Source organism: Paraburkholderia sp. A1RI_3L (genome assembly GCF_048957895.1).
Classification (GTDB): domain Bacteria; phylum Pseudomonadota; class Gammaproteobacteria; order Burkholderiales; family Burkholderiaceae; genus Paraburkholderia; species Paraburkholderia kururiensis.
Genome location: NZ_JARCHA010000022.1, coordinates 40590 through 60111, shown reverse-complemented (window position 1 = coordinate 60111; position 19522 = coordinate 40590). Strand labels below are relative to the sequence as shown.

The window sequence follows — 19522 nt, the reverse complement described above, 5'->3', positions numbered from 1 at the left end:
TTCTGAGATGCCGTTTGATGAATGACATGCCTGGTACGTCTTGGTTTCTGGGTCGATTGCGAATGTGCTCGGGGGCGGGTCCGTTCCATGGATCACTCACGCCACGACGGCTACTTGAATTGCGTGCCTACGCTGACCGCTGGAAACACGACTGTGTAGAAGAGATTTGCCAGCTTCTGGATGTCCGCGACGGGCGAGTTCGATACGTACAAGGTGTCCTTGTCGTTCATCTCGAACTGCTGCGCGAGAAACATCCCGGCGGGGTCCTTCAGATCGAGGTGGTACACCACCGGCACTTTTTTTGCGGCCCCCTGCGCGGTCGAGGACGCCGACGAATCATCCAGTTCCCGGCTGTCCTCAATGCGGAAGACGAAGACTCCCCTCGCATCGGCGCGTGTGTCGACGAGACCGCCCGCTCGGGCCAAAGCTTGCGCCAGCGAAATTCCTTTCCCTTCGAAGCCGATTTCCTCGTTCTTTCCAGTGGCGCCGAACGCCATGAAACTGGAAGGCTGATAGAGTGCCGTGACAACGTCGCCGGCTCGCAGCGGGACATTCTGCCGAGGGTCGCGGATAACCGAGTCGAGCGGCATCGAATAGGCGCCTGCGCCCCGTGTGACCTGCAACGTGATCTTGTCCACCGGTTGGCGCACGCCGCCCGCCGCGGCAAGCGCGTCGAGCAGCCGTTCACACTTCGGCGTCAATGGCATTCGCGTGCTGCTGCTGACATCGCCGACCACCGTAACATCGGCGGCGGCGTTGCGTGTCAACCTCACCAGAACCTGAGGCTCATGAGCCTTCCCAGCGAGCCGCTTCATGATCGTCCCTTCGAGCGCTGTAATCGTGAGTCCGGCAGCGCGTATGCTTCCGGCGAACGGCACGTTGATGTTGCCCGCGCTGTCGACCACCTGATCGGGCAATGTCGTGGTCCGGCTGGCAGCGGGCACGTCTGACATTCCCGCCTCGCCGCCACCGAACAGCGTCGCGGGCGGAGCCTCCCATACCGATACAGAGAGCGCGTCACCCACCCCCAACGTGTCGCCGCATCGGCTCGCCGTACCCAACGTCTCGGAAAACGTGTGCGCGGTGCGGAATGCTCGTTGGTGTTGTATAACCGCCGGGCTCAGGTTCACGATCTCGATGTTGTAATTGCCTTTTCCAGTTTCGGAGCCATGCCCGTTCGAAATGTCAGACGTAGCAGGACCCGCCGCGGGGATGATGCTGCAACCCGTCAGATACGTGCACAAAACAATAGCTGCAGACTGTAGATGAATACGCATGGTTAATTCAGCAAAAGTGGCCAACGCATCCCAGCGAACGCCACGTCGTTCCGACAAGCCGGACGAAGTCAGACGCGAGAAGGCCACTTGCATGTGAACGAATAGCCAAGGTTTTACAGGCGAAGGCGGGACACATCACTGGACTGAGAATCCATGGCTTAGCGCGTAACGCATCAACTCCGCGTTGTTATCTACGTTCAGCTTTCGCATGAGGCGTGTCTTGTGTGTGCTCACCGTCTTGACACTAAGCGAGAACGACCTGGCAATGTCGCTGATCGTGCGCCCGGCAGCGATCAGTTTCAGCACCTGATATTCGCGCCGTGACAGCAGCCCTTCAGGAAGCTCTTCGCTGATCGCGTCACCGAAAAGCAGTGCATTAACGATGGCCGGATCCACGAATCGCCGGCCCGCGGCAATTTCTCTTATTGCTTCGATGAGAACCGTCGTTGCACTTTCCCGTGCGACACACCCGCACGCGCCCATGCGCAGCATGTACGGAACAGCTGGAGCCTCGGCCACCCCCGTCAATACCAGCAAAGGTAAGGTAGGCCGTTCCGCATTCAGCCAATCGATCATGCCAATAGACTCTGTTGTTGGCGTCGTAACGTCGAGCAGCAGAAGATTTGCCGGCGAGTACTTCGTTGCCTCGAGTGACACGCCGCGCTCAAGCAGGAATTCCGCAGTCACGGCCATATCCCGTTGAGCGGAAATAACCTGCGTCAACGCGCCCCGTATCATGGCCTGCGTACCAGCAATCAGAATGTGAATCATCTGCTTCCCACCGCATCAACACGTTCGGGCATAGCACGCCAACAAACCACGCCACATCCGCATTTCGCCCGACATCTTCGCCCGAACTCGAGATGCCGGATTGCCCGCGCTCGCTACCGATTCAACTTCCACTTTCCCTAAACCCTCGCCCTAGACTGCATTTGCCCGCCACTTGATGGTCTTTGGCCTCAACAATTCTTTCTTTAATGCGTCACCGCCGCGAGGCGCGAATTCGGTAGGTGTCCGCGATGTTCGCCCCCGCCCTCACGCTGTTGCAGCCGACATCACAGAATGATGCGCAGAATGATATGGACAAAAGCCCACGCAAACAGCAACGCCAAGGGGACTACAGCGAGCGCCCCCATCAGCTCCCGGACCGAATAAGGTTGCGGAGTTGGCCCACACAAATCGGCCCGTACGCCCTGCAGCTGCGACGCCTTGACATCCCGCAGCCCAGTGTTCGCCTCATAGCTCATTTTTTCTCCCGCTCGCTTGAGTAGCTCTCTTCAAGCAATCACGCATTACCACGGCACCTCCGATCACTTCTTTCACGACGCGAGGCGAGACAGATAACGAACAGCGAAACCAATAGTCCGAAATGGGCCTTCAGCGACACCCGGAGAGCGAATAAAGATCGCTTATACCAGCGCGAAAAACTCGAAAACCGTAACGAACCGACTTCGCTATGCACGCAGCATATAGTCGACGATTACCTGCGCCTGCATAGCGGCAGCCTCGACAGCGGCTGCCGCACTGTCCCGTGTGACCTCAACTGGCGATACAGGCTCACCCTGCGCGTCTAGCCCCTTGATGTTGACGGCAGCGGCAAAGGCACGGGGAGGCAACCATTTGAATTCGACATTGCCTGCGCGATAGCGAACGGCTTCGAGTTCCATCGTCAATTCAAAGCCGCGATAAACGTAGATGAGTATCTGCATTGAAATGACCACAGACGAAGCGAATCGTAAGATAGAACAATACTCTTAACCAAAAGAGTAAAAGTCACGCTTTCTGAACGAAACACGTCGTGATGCGGTCGCAACGTCGACTTGTTGATCGATATCGCCCGCCTGTTCACATCCCCATGCAATGGGCATTGAGTGTCGCCGATAAGGAGGAAGTTGTTGCGAGAACGCCACGTGCTCTCGTGGTTTTGGGTCTTTCCGATCGGCAAGCCGACGACGGGAAAGCAACCGATGGATTCCGGGAAGCCGAATCGTGTTCAGCCGAGAGCCTGAGGTGGTACAGCGGTCCAGCTGCCCAGAGCGCACGCACCTTTAGTGTTCCTTTGCATACTGTCTAGCCGACGCGAGTGTCGGTCCGCGCTTCACGACAGAATTGGTCGGGGACTATCGCCCTTCGGCGGCAGATTGAGCCAGAGCAGCGAGATCGGCAGTCATTTGTTCGAGCGCGGGTTGTCAGCCGCGATACTGCTGCTGTCGGTAGACGCACAGCACTGACACTCTCTCAGCACGTTGCTGTGAGCCAGCAACGCGGGCGCGTAGTTGCTTCCGAGTGCCGAAGCAGCCGCCGCTCGATACGCGCGAATGGTGTATCGACGGCCGTCGTCGTGTGAGCGGGTTTCAACATTGAGTCGTAGCGAAGTGCCAGCCGCGAGAATGCCGCTGCTGGGACACGTTAGCGTATTGGCCGTCTCAAGAGATCATCGAGCAGCGCGCCGTACGTGGCCACCAGTTGCCGATCATCCGGCAGATAACGGGCAATCAACGTGCGTTGCTGCTCGCGATACCAGGAGGCTTGTGCGTCGTGCGTCTCGATCGCTTCGATCACGCGTCGCGCGCCGTCGTCGACATCGTTCGCATGGTAGTAGTAGCCCAGGTCCGGACACAGCGTTGCGTTGTGCACGAGCGGATAACCCTGCCAGCACACCTCGAGATAGAAATAATTGAGCGGGTTCTCGAGCTGATGCGATATGACGATGTCCGTCTGCTCCGCCAGAAACACCGGCGTCTCATGGCGCCCCATGAACACCGCCTTGTGGTTACGCACGATATCGAGCTGGTTCATCAGTGCGACAAATTCCATGCTTTCACGCGCGATTTGCTCTGCATTCGTCACCTGCAGCAATGCGATGCTATCGGGACGCGCACGGTACGCCATTTCGGCAATCAGCGCCGGATAGAGACAGAACTTCACCACATTGATGTTCGGTTCCATGACGGTCAAACGCTTCGAGCCGGCGTGGGGCTGATAGACGCCTCCATTCGGCAGCGTCTTCGCGCGCTCATCGAGAAACATCGGGCTCCAGACGAAGGGCACCACGCGTCCGTGCAAACGCCGCAGCACCTCGAAATACGACCGGCTGATATTGTCGACCTGGGGAATGATCCAGATGTCGTCGTAGCGCTGATTGATGAACAGATTCACGCCCCACATCGGTTTGCGAAACAAAACCGATTCCATCGCGTGAATGTATTCAAAGCCGCAACAGTACGACACCAGTCGCGCGCCGCGCTGTTTCAGATAGTCGGTCCGAGTCGGATCGAGCTGACCGCCGAGTTCGATCATCACATCGACAGTGTCTTTCGCCGCCTCGAACGCCACGGTCGGAAAGCGCTCGAGGTCCCACGGTAGTGCCGAGGTGACCGGTATATCAGTCGTATTGACCAGAACGACGCTCGCCACTTGCGGACAATGCCGCAACGCCTCGGCGAGAAATGCCGCGTTCTGCTTGATACCGTTGTTCCAAAGGGTTTCCGCCGGATGATGCAGGCCGATGGTAATGCCTATACGCAGCCCGCTCATGACTGTGCACTCCCCGTTTGCGCCGGAACGGCCGATGAACGGTCCAAAACCGCTTCGTCACAATACGTGCTGTGCTTCACGAAGCCGATCATTGAATGCCTCCGCTCGACGCAACCGATGAAAATTTCATGTAACGCCGGATCGCGAGACAACCCGGCGGAGATTCGATCAACGACAAAGGCGTCGCGTGATATCCGCCCTGCTCACGTTGCGCAACGGTCTTGCACGCCACGGGAGCAACGGAAATGCGTTCCGCCGACACCGAGCACGAGCCGTCGGCCTCCGGTACAGCCGCGTTCGCATGCGGCGCCAGCACGCCTTGGGCAAAAGCACCCGATGCCAAGAACGCCGTTAACGCCAGCGATATCAGATACGAAATGCGGTTACGCATGGAAGAGAATTTCATTACGCCTGCACCTCACTGCCCGTCGTACAACGCGGCGAGCGCATCGCCGTACACCCTGACATTGGCCTCGCTCTCGGGATCGAGCGTGCTCAAAAACGCCTTTGCGTTGCGACGATATTCGTCGAGATTGGCATCGTGCTCAGCGAACGCACGCTGCAATGCACGCCCGCCCTCTTCGCAGTCGAAGTCGTGGTAGCGGTAGCCGCAGTCCCCAATCAGGTGGGAGTTGTGAATGAGCGGATAGCCGCCGTAAAGCGCCTCGTAATAGACGTAGTTCTGGCCGTTCTCCCAATGATGCGAGACGACCGCATCGACATCGGCCGCCACGACCTGGCAAAACGGATAACGTCCCTCGAACGATGCAAGCCCGTGTTCCACGATGTCGAGGCTGCGGGCAAAACCGTTGAAGGTCACGTGCTCCTTCAACTGAAGTGTGTTGTACGCCCACACGTGCTCCAGCATGTCGGGATTGGCGCGGTGCGCAGTCTCGCAGCACAGCATGGGAATGAAGCTTGTCTTCACCATGCAGATGTTGGGCTCAAATATCCCCACGCGCCAACGCCGACGCCCCGGCTGATAGCCGAACGTACGCCCTTCCGGCAAGCGGGCGGCCTCGCGGTCGAGCGCGAGCGGGCTCCACAGATGCGGCATCATGCGGACCGGCGCACGGAACGTGCTGGCGAAATACGGTACGCAGGTTCGCTCGTACTCGGCCAGCGTCCAGACTTCGTGATAAGGCGCGCCCGAGATCAGCAGACCGTGCGGCTTGTCGAAGATCATGCGCTCGATGTCGATAACGTAGTCGTTGCCGACCCGCATCGACACGATCTTGCCGCCGCGCTCGCGAAACGCCACGGCCCAGTCGCGATCCAGTTGCGCGCTCATCTCGATCATCACGTCGAGCGTGTTTGCCGCCTCGTTCATGTCGATTAGCGGCACAGGTGAATCGGCCAGGAACTCTTTGGCGTCTTCGGGCCCGCCGTCGCCGCCGCCCGCCACCAGATACGTAGCGGAAACAAGCGGCGACCGCGCAAGCAGCATCACGAGGTACAGGCAGTTCTGATAGATGCCGTTTTCCCAGAGCGACTGAGCGCCCTTGCGGACGTAGATGGAAACGCCGACGCGCAGGCCGGCCGGCCGTGAGCCACGATTGTTTCGGGTACTCATGACTAGGCCATCCGATTCATGAAACGTGCATCGCGGCACAGGTGAAGAAGGCGTTCGGCATAACCATCGACGTTATGCCGCTTAAACGGATTGACCGATTCGAATACGCGCTGCGACCGGGCGCGGTAATCGTCGAGCTGTCTGTCGTGCTCCGCTGCCGCACGCAGCAGTTGGGCTGAGCCGAGTCGAGTTTCGAAATCGAGATAGTAATAGCCGGCGTCTTTCAGCCAGGGCGAATTGTGAATGAGAGGATAGTCGCCGTACAATACGTCAAGATAGCTGTAGTTTTGATCGTTCTGCCATTGGTGCGAAACAACCGCATTCGCGTGCTGCACCATAAAACCCACTACGTCGTGCCGGCCGTGAAATGTCGCCTTGTGCTGGCGCACCAGATCGAGCGAGTTGGCTAAATACAGCATGGTGGGATGGTCTTTCATATGCAGCGTATTGAGCACGTGCATAGCGGTGACACTCGTCGGATCCGCGCGATATGCCTCATCGCACACGAGCATGGGGATACTCGAACTTTTCACCACGGAAATGTTGGGCTCGAAGATGGCGACACGCAGCCCGGAGCGCTCCCCCGTCGCCGCAGACTGTGTCGGCGTGTAGCCATACTGGAATCCCTGTTCGGCCACCTCGCGCATGCGGTGTTCGATAAACGTGGGATGCCAGATATACGGAACCTCGTAGGCTTCGCAACGCTGCAACGTGCGCAGCATCGGTGCGTAAGCAGCGTCTTTCGGTAGATACCAAACCTCGTCGCAGCGGTCAGGCCGCGGCGCATGGCTCGGCTTGTTGAAAATCGGTGATTCAACGAGGCCGACATAAGGCTGCCCGCAACAGTAATACACCACCTTCTTGCCACGTGCACGCATCAGATCGAGCCAGCCGATATCCAGCGCGCCGCCCATCTCGATGATGACGTCGACTTCGTCTGTCGCCTCGTGCGTCCTCATCAGCCGCAGATTATTCGCGCCAAGGTCGACCTGTGGCGGCATGACACCCTGGTCGCCCACATCAATCAATACGACAGACTGCACAAATGGCAAGCGTTGAAATAGCGAGGACAGAAACACGACGTTCTGCCCGAGGCCGTTTTGCCAGATGTTTTGGCCTTGGTGGGTAATGACCGAAATACCAATGCGCATTGATTTTTCCGAAATGCAATAAACCGGCCCCGCCAAAATCGGAGGGGCCGGTCGAGAATTGCCATTAAAGGCGGGCAACAGCCAGATTATGCAACCCTACATCCGTTCGCGCTACCAGGAATATACGAAGCCAGCGTTGAACATCATACGGCTGCCATTCATTGTACTGAAGCCCATCTTCGCGATGACGTTCGGCGTGAACCGCATGCCGCCGCCGATAGCCAGCGCGGTGTAGCCACCGTAGGTGCCGATACCTGCGCTCATCGTGAACGACTTGCCCGGTTCGACCTGCGGCAGACCGGCCAATGCACCAGCCATGGCAACACCCGCGTAGGCCATCCGCACCACGTCGTTGACGCTTTGCTGGACGCTCCTCAACTGCGAAACGCTCACCGCATCGGTCGGATTCACACCCGCCGTGACGTTGGTGATTCGCCGCTCGCTGCCCGAGGAACCGACGGAAATGGTGTTTGCCTCCGACGCTACAGAACCGCTGCCGAGGGCCACGGAGGTCTCCCCAGACGCGACAGCGCCCGTGCCGATCGCAGTGGCATCGCTGCCAATTGCCCGAGCATTCGCACCAACCGCCATCGCGTTTGTCGCGATCTCTGTCGTCTTGTAGCCGATTGCCGTCGTGTTGCTGCTTTGGGCAACGGCCTCGCCACCCGACGCTGCCGCACCGCGTCCGGCCACCGTCGTACTGACACCCAATGCAACGGCGTTCGCGCCCGCGGCACTCGCGTTCACAGCCGCACGCGCCAGCGGGAGATCACGAGCCGTCTCAATTCCCTCAAGCGCGGTCCGCATGCCCAACCGTTTCGCGAGGCCAACGCATAGCTTGATGATGTGGCGCGCATCTTCAAATCCACGCGCCTACGCCACGGTAATTTCAATAATGAGGTTTTATAGCCAGTAACGTCCAAGCGCCTTCGCGAGACGGTCAGAAAACGTTTCGAACAATATCAACCCGGCGGAAACGTTAATGGACAGGGAGGTGCCCGCCGCGACCATTGCTTAAACGGCCGATGCCTGCGCCTTTCGGCACATCGCCTCAATCAGGCTGCCCTCCAGATTCAGCGCGTAATGACTGGCATGAACACGTCCGGCCCAATAGTGCCGGGGCGTTTGGCCATCGTGCGAGTAATTCCAGACGGTGAACGTTGCCAGTTCGGTAGTCGACGATCGGCTGAAAAATAAGGAACGATTTGCCCCTGCTCGACGGCCTCGCGCACCGTCCGCTCGTCGAGCAGTGGTGCGCTATTGGCAGTTTTTTCAGACTGCCGCCCTATGTCGATGGCCGACGAATATCCGTCCGGGGCGCCTCGGTCTCCGGCATGATGCAAACTCACAGCAAAACCGCTAGACGTAGCCGCAATCGCGGTGCACTTCACCAAAGGCGACACCGCATCACCAGCCAACCACACGGGTATCCCGGTCGAAGTTTCCGACAAGAACATCAGGCTTCGAAGCATCGGCCATCGGGCTGGTCGGGATAGAGCACGATCGCGTCAGACCTTACACAGCGCATCGCGTCGGCCATCTCGGCCACCGATGCTACCCGCTCGAAGCGCCATCCCGATCCACAGTCTTTCTGCATCGAGGCGGAAGATATCTGGTCGGGTGCTACCACGAGAACAAAGCTGCTCGACGCGATAGCAGGTCTGTCCGTATCAGGCCTCGGACGGCCTAATGTTGCCTGGACATCCACTTCTACCCTTCCATCTCTGATGCCTACACCGTCAGGCGGTCATCAGTCGCAATCGTCCGAATGGTCTTCGACCGCCTCCAGGCGATAGCCATGCGTGTACACCGAGCGCAACCGAACCCCGGTTACCTCGCCAAGTTTCAATTTGTTTCGCAATCGGTAGATGTGTGTGTCCAGACTTCGCGAGACGCCATCTATGCCGCGCCCCCATATCAGACGGAATAGCAATTCCCTGGACATGATTCGCCCGACGTTACGGAAGAGAACCGATGCGATATCGAATTCCTTCGGCGTTAGCTCGATTTCGCGATTATCGAAGCTCACCATTCTTTGCCGCAAATCGACGACGTATCGCCCCACCACAAGACGCGTGACATTCCGACCGTCTTCCGGATAGGCACGGCGCCAGAGGGCCTCCACCCTCGCAACCAGCTCACGCCGTCGAATGGGCTTGACGATGTAATCGTCGGCGCCGGCTTGTAGCGCCGTAACCATTTCCTCTTCGCGTACACGGGCCGACAAAAACAGCACCGGCAAGGCACGGCCCATGCGCTCGCGGACCCACCCGAGAACGTCCATTCCCGATATGCCGGGAACAATCCAGTCCAGAATCAAAAGGTCGACCGACGATTGTTCGACGATGCGAATCGCCTCCACACCCTCGCGTGCATTAACAACCGTGTGGCCCGCATGCTCGAGCGTGGCCTGTATGAGTTCCGCCTGAGCGTCGTCGTCTTCGAGTAAGAGAATGCGCACAATACCCCCTCAAGGCTCAATCTGCTCGGCACTAAGGCCACCCCGTGAGCCCCTGAGGATTTGATGTTTCTGGAACACAGGCGCCCATGGTCTTCAGAGCGCCTTCTTCGTCTTCACACGTGTATTGAGCGAGGCAGATGCCCCGGTTCATCAGCACGCCTGCTTTGCCTGCGAAGAAATGATCGCATTTCGCCGGGCGGCGTTTGTGAACAATTCTAAATTTTCTGACCACCCCTAATGAGGCACACGTCGACACGTTTATTCGCAAGATGGAAGGGGATTGGAAAAAATGCGAAAACTGAAAATGCATCTTTCCGCCGGAACTGAGACGAAATACGGTGATTCACCAACATACTGTCCAGTCGATATTTACTATAAGCGATTTCTAAAATCGCTAACGCCGGTTAAGCCGAAGTGGGATTCGACAAATATCAACCTCGCGATGGGAAGCTCTCATTAAACGCATTCATCATAAATTAATGCTATTAAATACTCTCTACAAACTTGAACATCACAAATTTATAATTTCAGACATTGCGCATCCGGGCACACACCCAAGCGCTGGATGAAAGAGATATTCCACCTGATGATGACGAAGCGGCCTACGCGGCCCACAGGCAGTAAGCGACTCGGTGAGTACTCTGTCTCCAATAGAAGCGCACGGCCGACGCCGTGCAAATTTGCGCAGGACCGCAGCTCATCCCAGCGACGATGAGCCGCTGGAGACAAGCGACGGCAGAACGACAGACAGGGGCCCGAGCGAACCCTTACAGATGAGGCTGCGGCTGATCAACGTCCGCGGCGGCCACACCTCCTTCAGGCACAACCTCCTCGAGGCAATAGCCGTGGTGATAAACCGAGCGTAGCCGCACACCGTGTTTCGGCGTCAGATCGAGCTTCCGGCGCAGACGATATATATGAGTATCCAGCGTGCGCGAGTCTGACCGCACGTCTTTTCCCCACACGGCCTTGCACAGTTCGTCACGAGGAAAAATTCGGCCCGGATGTCGAAACAGAAGGCTGGCGAGATCGAACTCGCGAGGCGTCAGCGTCTGCGGCTGCCCGGCCACGGTAACCGTCCGGTCGCGAATGTCTATCACATAGTCGCCAAATTCAATACGACTCGATTCTCGTCTTACGCCTGGATAGGCGCGGCGCAGAAGCGCCCCCACACGAGCGGTAAGTTCGCGGCGGCGCACAGGCTTGATCATGTAATCGTCCGCGCCGGCTTCAAGCGCCTTGGCGACGTCGTCTTCCCTCCCGCGCGAAGTCAACATCAGGATCGGAAGATGAATGCCAATGCGTGAGCGTGTCCACGCGAGCACATCGAGCCCCGAAAGATCAGGCACAGACCAGTCGAGCACCAACAGGTCCACCGTGGCGCTCTCGAGGTGGCGTACCGCAAGCCGTCCGTTATTGACGATTTCGACCTGGTGGCCGGCACTCGTCAGTGCCGATTCAATCAGTTCGGCTTGGGCGTCGTCGTCTTCCAGTGCAAGTATTCTCATAACCGTTCTTCACATCGAAACCAATCAAAAAATGCCATCTTTGTATGGCGGCAAAATCGAATCGGCATTTTTTTGAAAACGTTAAGCACGCGCGCCGTACACAATTTGATGTATGTCAACGAGCGGTCGACGCGGTGTTGCCGGTCCCACATGGCTCGGCCGCGACCGTCAGGCGCGTGAACACCTCGGCAGGCTGACCACGGCAGCCCGCCATTCTGTCGACGTGCGCGCGATAGTCGCTACGTCCGCACAGCAGCAGGACGCGACCCGGCTGTCGCGTAACCGCGCGCAGCCGAAATCCGTGTCCGTCGACGCCGCGCAGTGTATCCTCCTCCCGTTCCCGTCCGCCCATTCCGTCCGGTTTTCCGTACCGGCGTACCTACCGTTTTCCCCCTCGCGAGGTGAGTCGATGCGCGTTGGCAGTCCGTCGCAGCCCAGCTTCTTTCGAACGCTCCTCGACCGTTTGAAGGAACACCCGCTCGCGCGGGTCGGCCCCGGCCTCATTACGGGCGTGGCCGACGACGACCCCAGCGGCATCGCTACCTATTCGCAGGCCGGCGCGCAGTTCGGCCTCGGCATGCTATGGACCATGCCGCTCGCCTTTCCGCTCATGGCCGCTGTGCAGTCGATGTGCGCCAATCTCGGCCGCGTCACCGGCAAAGGCCTGGCCGCCAACATCAAGGCGGCCTTTCCACCTGTCGTGCTGTACGGCCTCGTTTCGCTGCTGCTGGTGGCCAACGCGCTGAACATCGCCGCCGACGTAGCCGCCATGGGCGAAGTCGCGGAGCTGGTCACCGGCATGAACCGTCACCTGATGACGGCGCTCTTCGTGTTCGTCACGCTGCTCCTGCAGATGTTCGTGCCGTATCACCGCTACGTGTTCTTTTTGAAATGGCTCACGCTTTCGCTGCTCGCGTACGCGGCCGTACTGTTCACGGTGCACGTGCCATGGCGAGAGGTAGCGCTGCGCACGGTATGGCCCCACGTCACGTTCGATGCATCAGCGGCTGCGGTGGTAGTCGGCGTGTTCGGCACCACGATCAGCCCCTATCTGTTCTTCTGGCAGGCCTCCGAAGAAGTTGAAGACATGCACGCGAATCACGACAGCGCACCGCTCGTGCGCGACCCGCGTGCCGCGCCGGCCGAATTGCGCCGCATTCGCTGGGACACCTGGAGCGGCATGCTCTATTCGGACCTCACCGCTTGGTTCATCATGCTGGCCACCGCGCTCACGCTTCACGCGGGCGGTATCACGAGCATCGACACGGCTGCACAGGCCGCCAGTGCGTTGAAGCCGCTGGCGGGCAACTTTGCCTCGCTGCTGTTCGCCGCGGGTATTCTTGGCGTCGGCCTGATCGGCGTGCCTGTGCTGGCGGGCTCGGGCGCCTACGCGCTTGCCGAGGCCATGGGCTGGAAAGAAGGACTCGAGCGCAACGTGACCGAGGCGGGCGGCTTCTACGGCATCATCGCGGTGAGCGTGCTGGTGGGCCTCGCGTTACAGTATTCGCCCATCAGCCCTATGCGCGCGCTGTTCTGGAGCGCGGTCATCAACGGCGTGGTGGCCGTGCCGTTGATGGTGGTGATCCTCATCCTGGTTTCGAAGCGTTCCGTGATGGGACCGTTCACGGCAAGCCGTCCGATACTCGCGCTCGGGAGCATCGCCACCGCGGTAATGGGCGCGGCAGCGGTTGCGATGTTCGTGTTGCTTTGACTCGCGTCGCACATCGCCATGGAGCTTCGGCATCTCCGCTATTTCATCGCTGTCGCCGAATTGCGCAGCGTGCGCGCGGCCTCTGAACAGTTGCACGTCACGCAGCCCGCCATATCGCGGCAAATTCAGGATCTGGAAGACGCCATTGGTGCGGCGCTGTTCGAACGCACGCCGCGCGGCCTTAAGCTCACGGCCGCAGGAGAAGCCTATCTGCACGAGGCACGCGAGATTCTCGCCCGCGTGGACGCCGCCAATCGCCTCGCCCGCCAGATCGCCGCGGGCCTGCGCGGCCATCTTCGTATCGGGTTCGTGGAGAACGCAGCGTGGAGCGGCATTGTCTCCGCTGCCTTGCGCACCTTCGAACAGAAAGTGCCCCACGTATCGCTCGAACTCCAGCCCATGAATACCCCGGAGCAACTCGACGCCATTGCAGCAGGTCGGCTGGACGGAGGCTTCTGCTATCGCGTGGGCGTGCTGCCGGACGGCATTGCTGGCGTGCCGGTGCTGGAACAGAACGTCGTGCTGGCCGTGCCCGAAAGCTGGCTGCTCGGCAAAGCGGGGGCCGTGGCAGCCGCCGAACTCACGGGCATTCCGTTCATCGCGTTTCCCCGGCGCGTGTACCCGTCGTACTACGATCGTTTGCTCGCCGCGTGCGCGGAGCGCGGCCTCACGCTCGACATCCAGCAAGAGGCCACCACGGAAACCGCGATTCTTTCGCTCGTCTCCGCGGAAATGGGCGCGGCCATCGTGAACGCCGCGAATCGCGAACGCCCGCCGGCCCGCGTGCGTTTCGTCGAATTGCAGGATTTGTCCGTGCTGCTGCCGCTCGAATTCTGCTTCATGGCAAACGGTGTGAACGCGGCGCTGCAACAGTTCGTCGACTTGTTGCGGCAGGCTACACCCAGGTAAGCGGGCGCGCACGGTGATGCCTGGAAAGCATCACCAGCCTCAGAAAACGGCATTGGCGACGGGTTTTATCGTCGGCGATAGTAAAGATACGCGGGGCGCCGTCTCGCACGCTTACTGATCGCACCATGTCCAACCTCCTCTCTCTTATCGCCACCGACGTGGACTTCGAACGCCCGGGTTTTCAGACAGGCACGCTGCGGCTGCCCTGGTCGCACGACACGTCGGCGTACGGCCACGTGCCCATTCCGCTTGCCGTGCTGAACGCGGGCGCAGGCCCAACCGTCTTGCTCACCGGCGGCAACCACGGTGACGAATACGAAGGTCCCGTGGCGCTGATGAAACTGCTTCAGCGGCTGCCTTCGATGACCATTCGCGGCCGCCTCATCGTCATTCCGGCGCTGAACTTCCCCGCGTTCATCAACGGCTCACGTACCTCGCCGATCGACCGCGGCAATCTGAACCGGCTCTTCCCCGGCGCGCGCAACGGCCAACCGACGGAGATGATTGCGCACTACGTCGAAACGGAACTGCTGCCACGCGCAGACATCGTGATCGATCTCCATGCGGGCGGCGCGTCGTTCGACCACCTGCCCACGCTGCTCGCCTCGCCGCCACACGGCGAACAGCGCACCCGATATTTCGAACTTGTTCGCGCGTTCGGTGCACCGAACACGATGATCATGGATTTGTTGGGCGAAGACCGCACCTTTGCGGCGGCAGCGGAACGCCACGGCAAGCTGTTCCTTTGCGGCGAATTCGGCGGCCATGCGGGTTGCGATGCGGTGAATCTCGCTATCGTGGAGCAGGGGCTTGATCGCGTGCTGCACCAGCTCGGCGTAACCTTCGAAACCTCGTCCCCCCGCGCAGCCGCCACGCGCTTTCTTCGCGTGGCAGGCGCACGCCATTATGTGTATTCGCCGCTTGCAGGCGTATTCGAACCTGCCTTCGCATTGGGCGACGAGGTTCGCGAAGGACAACTGGCAGGCCGTCTCTTCGATCCGCACCGGCCATGGCAGGCGCCTCAAGACATCCACTTTCGCGGCGACGGCACCGTGATGTGCCTGCGCACTTTCGCGCGAGTGGAGCCCGGCGACTGCATCGCACTGCTGGCGTCCGAAACGCACGCAGATTGACCAGAGAAAAACCACAACAATTGCCGCAGCCCGTGTGCTGCGACTCATGACCCGGGAGACGTTATATGAGCGCCGATCCCCCTTTGCCGCCTTTTCCCGAAGCCACCGCCGGACCCGGCGAGCCGTCCGTGTGCGCCGACCGCAACGTGCGGCATCCGACCTACATCGTGTTGCTGTTCTTCGTCTGCTTCGCGTTCTCGTATCTCGACCGGCAGATCGTCAGCATTCTGGTTTTGCCTATCAAGCAGTCGCTCGCGCTTACCGATACGCAAATCGGCCTGCTACAAGGCTTTTCCTTCACGATGTGCTACGCAACGGCGGGCGTCTTCGTCGCACGACTCGTGGACCGCGCAAACCGCGTGAAGCTGATTGCCGTCTGCATCGCCATCTGGGCCATATCCACCACGCTGTGCGGCTTCGCCTCGAACTTCGGGGAACTGCTGGTGGCTCGTGCAGGCACCGCCATTGCGGAGGCCGCATTGAGCCCGGCAGCCCTCTCCATCTTCGGCGACATGTTCGCGCCGCGCAGGGTGGCACGTGCCAGCAGCGTGTTCATGCTGGGGCCGTATGTGGGCGGTGGCGTGGCGCTGTTCGGCGGCGGCATGCTGCTTTCGGCAGCGCACGGCGACGGCGCGGCGTGGCTGACCACGCACGGCGTGCAAGCCTGGCAGGCGGTATTCGTGGTGGTCGGCCTGCCTGGTCTCGTGCTCGCGGCGCTGGTCGCGTCGACGGTTCGCGAACCGATGCGCGTCGAAACGCTCGCGCACGCCTCGCAGGCAAAGGACGTGGTGCCGTCACTGCGGGACGTCATGATCGAACTGTTCGTGCGCAACCGCTTTTGCCTGCCCTATTTCGCGGCCTACGTGGCGTTGATTGCGCTCTTCTACTCGCACTCCGCGTGGTTTCCCACCTTGCTCATGCGACATTTTCATCTCTCGCCCAAGGCGGTCGGACAGATGGCCGCGCCCGCCTACATGATTGGCGGAGTACTCGGCGTGGCCTGCGCGGGCGTGCTCGCAACGCGTGTTACCAATGAGAGCGCGCTGCGTAAAGTTCTGGGCTTTTCCGCGAGCGCGGCGGCGTTACTGGTTCCCGCGGGCATCGCCATGCCGCTGGTGGGCAATAGCACGCTGGCCATCGTGCTATATGGCACGTGCGCGTTCACTGCCAGCATCGCGATGGGACTCGCGCCCGTGCCGCTGCAGATCGCCGTGCCCAACCGCATGCGGGGCCGCTCGCTCGCGTTGCTCGTGTTCATGACCAACGCAATCAGTGGGGGCATTGGGCCGCTCTCGGTCGGTTACCTGAACGAACACATGGGGCAGGTGCCCAACAGCCTGGGCGTGGCGCTCGCCTGGGTGGGCGGTGTGTCCGCGTTTCTCAGCGCGGCCCTCTATGCCCTGGCTGCCCGACGCGTGCGCGTTGCGCGCATGCTGCCTTGATCGCAAAGAGCCACAAACGAACCGGACGCAAGAATGGCTATGAAAGACATTTCACCCCGCTGGCGCTGGCGTGTAGGCGGCGCGACCATTACCCGCGTGGACGAAACCGAATTCGCGCTCGCACCCGACATCCTGTTTCCCGACTGGAACGACGAGAGCGGCCACGCCCTCGAAGTCCATTTCGCAACGACGAGCCTGGACCTCACGAATCGACGCATTCCGCTCAGAACGCATCTGTGGGTGGTCGAGACGGGTGATCTGACTATCGTGGTGGATACGGGAATCGGCAACGGAAAGCCGCGGCCGTTCAGCGCGCTGTTCGACCGTCTCGATCATCCTGTGCCGGCACGTCTGGAAGCAGCCGGGTTCCGTCCCGAGCAAATCGACTATGTATTGCTCACGCATCTGCACGTCGATCATGTGGGGTGGAACACCCATTGGCGTGACGGCCGCTGGGCCCCCTTCTTTCCGAACGCAACGTATGCATTCAGCGCGCGCGAGTGCGAATTCTTTTCGACGCCTCAGGGCGAGCCCCGGCGCATGGTATTCGAGGACAGCGTGCAGCCCCTTGTCGAAGCGAATCAGACGCACGTGGTGCCGGACAAAGGCGAAGAAATAATCGACGGCATCCGCTTTCTGCCGACGCTGGGGCACAGCGTCGGGCACATGGCGATCGAAATCCGATCGCGAGGAGAAACCGCGCTGTTCTCCGGCGACGTCATGCACAGCCCACTGCAGGTTTATCGGCCGCAATGGAACTCCACGTTTTGCCTCGATCAGGAGCAGGCGCGCGCATCGCGGCACTGGCTGCTCGCGCATGCCGCGAAAACAGGCGCAACCGTGTTTGCTGCGCATTTCCCGGAAACATCGGCCGGCACGGTGCGCGAGGGACGCGAAGGCTTCGAATGGCGCTATCTCACTGAGGCATCCGAATCATCCGGCAAACCGCGGCTCGGGCAGTCCGCGCACGCCCAATCCCGTCACTGCGAATAGCCCGCCTTTGTCGCGTTCCTTCTGTGGAATACCCCACATCGGGCGGCCCATCGTCGTGACGTAAAGCGTGTCGAGATTCGGGCCGCCGAACATCACGCTCGTCAGATTACGCACGGGGAACGGCACGATGCGATCGAGCATACCGTCAGGCGCGAACCGCACAATGCGCCCGCCGAATACGAGTGCCGACCACACGTAGCCCTCTTCATCCACGGTTGCGCCATCGAAGGTGCCCGCCATGTTGTGCGCCGAGGCGAACAGCCGGCGGTTGTTTGCCGCGCCCGTCTCGATGTCGTAGTCGTACGCGTACATTTCCTTGCTGTACGTGTCCGTGAAATAGAGCGTGCGATTGTCGGGACTCCAGCAGGGCCCATTCGAGCAGCTGATGCCGCTGTCGAGACGCGCGAGCTTGCCATCGGCATCGAGCCGGTACAACCCGCCGCTGCGGGTGGACCGCTGGCCACGATCCGCATCGTAGCGGTCGAAATCGTAGGACATGGTGCCCGCGATAAAGCGGCCGCGGCGGTCCACCTTGCCGTCGTTGAAACGCGTCTCGGGGTCGTCGGCTTCGGGGTCTGCGATGAACTCCACCGTCTGCGCGTCGAAGTCGTAGAAATGCAGGCCGTTCGCGAGCGCCACCACCGCGCCGCCCTGCTCGCGCAGCGCCATCGAACCAATATGGCGCGGCACGAAATAGCGCTTCACGTCAGCGCCGTCGGCGCGGCAGCTGTATATCTCCGCAGCGGTGCTGTCGATCCAGTAGAGCCGCTCTTCCTGCACATCCCACAGCGGACCTTCGCCCAGGTGGTTGTTGGCATCCACGAGCAAGCGTACTTCGGGCATCGTCGTCTCCTTCCGGCTTCGGGTGGGTCAGTCCTCGTCTTCCAGCGATCGTCGATGCGCGAGCAGCGCCATCAAACGCCGATCGCGCCAGCGGCTGCGTGCTTCGATGCGATCGCGTGGAAGCACGGCGCGCCGCGCTTCATCAAGCTTGCCGAGCGTCTCGGCAGACCACGTGAACGGCACACGCGTTGCCGCAATGCTGCGATACGTGCCGCCATATCGTGCGGCGTAATCGGCCACGCCGCCCGGCGCATTCAGATCGATGGTTTCGAACGGGCCCATGAACGACCAGCGCATGGCGAGGCCGTCGCGCATCACGGTGTCCAGATCGGCCGCGCTCGCATAGCCCTGTTCATAGAGGCTCAACGCTTCGTCCAGCACGGCACCTTGCAACCGGTTCAGCAAAAAACCCGAGATCTCTCGATTGACTGTTACGGGCTTCTGCCCCGCTTCCTCGTAAAGGGCTCGCGCGCGTTCCAAAGTGGCCGGCGTGGTCCACGGCGCGCCGCACAGCTCCACGAGCGGCACGAGCGACGGCGGGTTCACAGGGTGTGCCACGAGGCATCGCGCGCGGCCTTGCAGCCCTTCCGTAAAGGTGGACGCAGGCAGCCCCGACGTGGAACTTGCCAGCAAGGCATCGGGCTTCGTGAGCCGATCGAGTTCGATGAACATCGCGCGCTTCACTTCCACCACTTCCGCGATGTTCTCCTGCACGAGATCTGCTTGCGCGACTGTTTCGGTAAGCGTTGAGCGCGCACCGATGCGCGACACGACAGTCTCCACCGGCTCATCGATAAGACCGAACGAGGCCAGGTCCTGCACGCTCTCGCGGATTGCGGGAATCGCGCCCGCCAGCATGCCGGCGTCGGCATCGTAAATGCGCACCTCGAAGCCGCTGCGCGCGAACACGATGGCCCACGCGCGCCCGATGCGCCCTGCCCCGATCACCGCGATTGTTCTTGCTTGCATGCGCATTTTCCTCGC

18 protein-coding genes are annotated in these 19522 nt (G+C 60.5%); 5 read left to right on the top strand and 13 right to left on the bottom strand.

Annotated features, from left to right (window positions below; genetic code table 11):
* Positions 1–110: 110 nt before the first annotated feature.
* The 11 genes from PXJ20_RS31240 to PXJ20_RS31190 form a co-directional block, all read right to left on the bottom strand.
* Positions 111–1277: a polysaccharide biosynthesis/export family protein gene (locus tag PXJ20_RS31240; protein WP_421032598.1), complete on the bottom strand. Its 1167-nt coding sequence runs from the start codon at positions 1275–1277 to the stop codon at positions 111–113.
* A 135-nt stretch (positions 1278–1412) separates the two neighbouring features.
* Positions 1413–2048, bottom strand: coding sequence for a LuxR C-terminal-related transcriptional regulator (locus PXJ20_RS31235; protein ID WP_421031190.1), 636 nt, complete (start codon positions 2046–2048; stop codon positions 1413–1415).
* Between the two features lie 683 nt (positions 2049–2731).
* Positions 2732–2986 (bottom strand): hypothetical protein, encoded by a 255-nt coding sequence (locus PXJ20_RS31230; RefSeq protein ID WP_413214234.1) that lies wholly within the window; start codon positions 2984–2986, stop codon positions 2732–2734.
* A 700-nt stretch (positions 2987–3686) separates the two neighbouring features.
* A complete protein-coding gene (locus PXJ20_RS31225) occupies positions 3687–4814 on the bottom strand; it encodes a DUF2827 domain-containing protein (RefSeq protein WP_421031191.1) in 1128 nt (375 codons plus the stop codon).
* An 88-nt stretch (positions 4815–4902) separates the two neighbouring features.
* On the bottom strand, positions 4903–5220 hold the full coding sequence (locus PXJ20_RS31220) for a hypothetical protein (RefSeq protein ID WP_421031192.1): 318 nt from the start codon (positions 5218–5220) through the stop codon (positions 4903–4905).
* A 12-nt stretch (positions 5221–5232) separates the two neighbouring features.
* The gene (locus tag PXJ20_RS31215) at positions 5233–6387 is read right to left on the bottom strand and encodes a DUF2827 domain-containing protein (RefSeq protein WP_413214231.1); all 1155 of its coding nucleotides are present in this window, start codon (positions 6385–6387) and stop codon (positions 5233–5235) included.
* A gap of 2 nt (positions 6388–6389) precedes the next feature.
* On the bottom strand, positions 6390–7538 hold the full coding sequence (locus PXJ20_RS31210) for a DUF2827 domain-containing protein (protein ID WP_421031193.1): 1149 nt from the start codon (positions 7536–7538) through the stop codon (positions 6390–6392).
* A 111-nt stretch (positions 7539–7649) separates the two neighbouring features.
* Entirely contained in the window at positions 7650–8345 is a 696-nt protein-coding gene (locus tag PXJ20_RS31205; RefSeq protein WP_421031194.1) for a YadA family autotransporter adhesin, read from the bottom strand.
* 266 nt (positions 8346–8611) lie between these two features.
* Positions 8612–9010, bottom strand: coding sequence for a hypothetical protein (locus PXJ20_RS31200; RefSeq protein WP_421031195.1), 399 nt, complete (start codon positions 9008–9010; stop codon positions 8612–8614).
* A gap of 278 nt (positions 9011–9288) precedes the next feature.
* Positions 9289–9999, bottom strand: coding sequence for a response regulator transcription factor (locus tag PXJ20_RS31195; protein ID WP_421031196.1), 711 nt, complete (start codon positions 9997–9999; stop codon positions 9289–9291).
* Positions 10000–10766: 767 nt separating this feature from the next.
* On the bottom strand, positions 10767–11507 hold the full coding sequence (locus PXJ20_RS31190) for a response regulator transcription factor (protein ID WP_421031197.1): 741 nt from the start codon (positions 11505–11507) through the stop codon (positions 10767–10769).
* Positions 11508–11916: 409 nt separating this feature from the next.
* Here PXJ20_RS31190 and PXJ20_RS31185 point away from each other — a divergent pair, with 409 nt between their 5' ends.
* The 5 genes from PXJ20_RS31185 (at position 11917) to PXJ20_RS31165 (ending at position 17695) form a co-directional block, all read left to right on the top strand.
* A complete protein-coding gene (locus tag PXJ20_RS31185) occupies positions 11917–13218 on the top strand; it encodes an NRAMP family divalent metal transporter (protein ID WP_421031198.1) in 1302 nt (433 codons plus the stop codon).
* A gap of 18 nt (positions 13219–13236) precedes the next feature.
* A complete protein-coding gene (locus tag PXJ20_RS31180; RefSeq protein ID WP_421031199.1) occupies positions 13237–14127 on the top strand; it encodes a LysR family transcriptional regulator in 891 nt (296 codons plus the stop codon).
* 125 nt (positions 14128–14252) lie between these two features.
* The gene (locus PXJ20_RS31175) at positions 14253–15260 is read left to right on the top strand and encodes a succinylglutamate desuccinylase/aspartoacylase family protein (RefSeq protein WP_421031200.1); all 1008 of its coding nucleotides are present in this window, start codon (positions 14253–14255) and stop codon (positions 15258–15260) included.
* Between the two features lie 65 nt (positions 15261–15325).
* Complete coding sequence (locus PXJ20_RS31170; RefSeq protein WP_421031201.1) at positions 15326–16702, top strand: MFS transporter; 1377 nt, start codon at positions 15326–15328, stop codon at positions 16700–16702.
* 39 nt (positions 16703–16741) lie between these two features.
* Positions 16742–17695: an MBL fold metallo-hydrolase gene (locus PXJ20_RS31165; RefSeq protein ID WP_421032599.1), complete on the top strand. Its 954-nt coding sequence runs from the start codon at positions 16742–16744 to the stop codon at positions 17693–17695.
* Here PXJ20_RS31165 and PXJ20_RS31160 read toward each other — a convergent pair.
* A complete protein-coding gene (locus tag PXJ20_RS31160; protein WP_421031202.1) occupies positions 17636–18538 on the bottom strand; it encodes an SMP-30/gluconolactonase/LRE family protein in 903 nt (300 codons plus the stop codon). The genes PXJ20_RS31165 and PXJ20_RS31160 overlap by 60 nt on opposite strands.
* A gap of 27 nt (positions 18539–18565) precedes the next feature.
* On the bottom strand, positions 18566–19507 hold the full coding sequence (locus PXJ20_RS31155; RefSeq protein WP_421031203.1) for a 3-hydroxyacyl-CoA dehydrogenase: 942 nt from the start codon (positions 19505–19507) through the stop codon (positions 18566–18568).
* Positions 19508–19522 lie beyond the last annotated feature (15 nt).

Excerpts from the sequence above, each read along its gene's own strand:
- PXJ20_RS31240 (WP_421032598.1), bottom strand. The coding sequence starts at position 1,277 with ATGCGTATTCATCTACAGTCTGCAGCTATTGTTTTGTGCACGTATCTG.
- PXJ20_RS31235 (WP_421031190.1), bottom strand. The coding sequence starts at position 2,048 with ATGATTCACATTCTGATTGCTGGTACGCAGGCCATGATACGGGGCGCG.
- PXJ20_RS31230 (WP_413214234.1), bottom strand. The coding sequence starts at position 2,986 with ATGCAGATACTCATCTACGTTTATCGCGGCTTTGAATTGACGATGGAA.
- PXJ20_RS31225 (WP_421031191.1), bottom strand. The coding sequence starts at position 4,814 with ATGAGCGGGCTGCGTATAGGCATTACCATCGGCCTGCATCATCCGGCG.
- PXJ20_RS31220 (WP_421031192.1), bottom strand. The coding sequence starts at position 5,220 with ATGAAATTCTCTTCCATGCGTAACCGCATTTCGTATCTGATATCGCTG.
- PXJ20_RS31215 (WP_413214231.1), bottom strand. The coding sequence starts at position 6,387 with ATGAGTACCCGAAACAATCGTGGCTCACGGCCGGCCGGCCTGCGCGTC.
- PXJ20_RS31210 (WP_421031193.1), bottom strand. The coding sequence starts at position 7,538 with ATGCGCATTGGTATTTCGGTCATTACCCACCAAGGCCAAAACATCTGG.
- PXJ20_RS31205 (WP_421031194.1), bottom strand. The coding sequence starts at position 8,345 with ATGCGGACCGCGCTTGAGGGAATTGAGACGGCTCGTGATCTCCCGCTG.
- PXJ20_RS31200 (WP_421031195.1), bottom strand. The coding sequence starts at position 9,010 with ATGCTTCGAAGCCTGATGTTCTTGTCGGAAACTTCGACCGGGATACCC.
- PXJ20_RS31190 (WP_421031197.1), bottom strand. The coding sequence starts at position 11,507 with ATGAGAATACTTGCACTGGAAGACGACGACGCCCAAGCCGAACTGATT.
- PXJ20_RS31185 (WP_421031198.1), top strand. The coding sequence starts at position 11,917 with ATGCGCGTTGGCAGTCCGTCGCAGCCCAGCTTCTTTCGAACGCTCCTC.
- PXJ20_RS31180 (WP_421031199.1), top strand. The coding sequence starts at position 13,237 with ATGGAGCTTCGGCATCTCCGCTATTTCATCGCTGTCGCCGAATTGCGC.
- PXJ20_RS31175 (WP_421031200.1), top strand. The coding sequence starts at position 14,253 with ATGTCCAACCTCCTCTCTCTTATCGCCACCGACGTGGACTTCGAACGC.
- PXJ20_RS31170 (WP_421031201.1), top strand. The coding sequence starts at position 15,326 with ATGAGCGCCGATCCCCCTTTGCCGCCTTTTCCCGAAGCCACCGCCGGA.
- PXJ20_RS31165 (WP_421032599.1), top strand. The coding sequence starts at position 16,742 with ATGAAAGACATTTCACCCCGCTGGCGCTGGCGTGTAGGCGGCGCGACC.
- PXJ20_RS31160 (WP_421031202.1), bottom strand. The coding sequence starts at position 18,538 with ATGCCCGAAGTACGCTTGCTCGTGGATGCCAACAACCACCTGGGCGAA.
- PXJ20_RS31155 (WP_421031203.1), bottom strand. The coding sequence starts at position 19,507 with ATGCAAGCAAGAACAATCGCGGTGATCGGGGCAGGGCGCATCGGGCGC.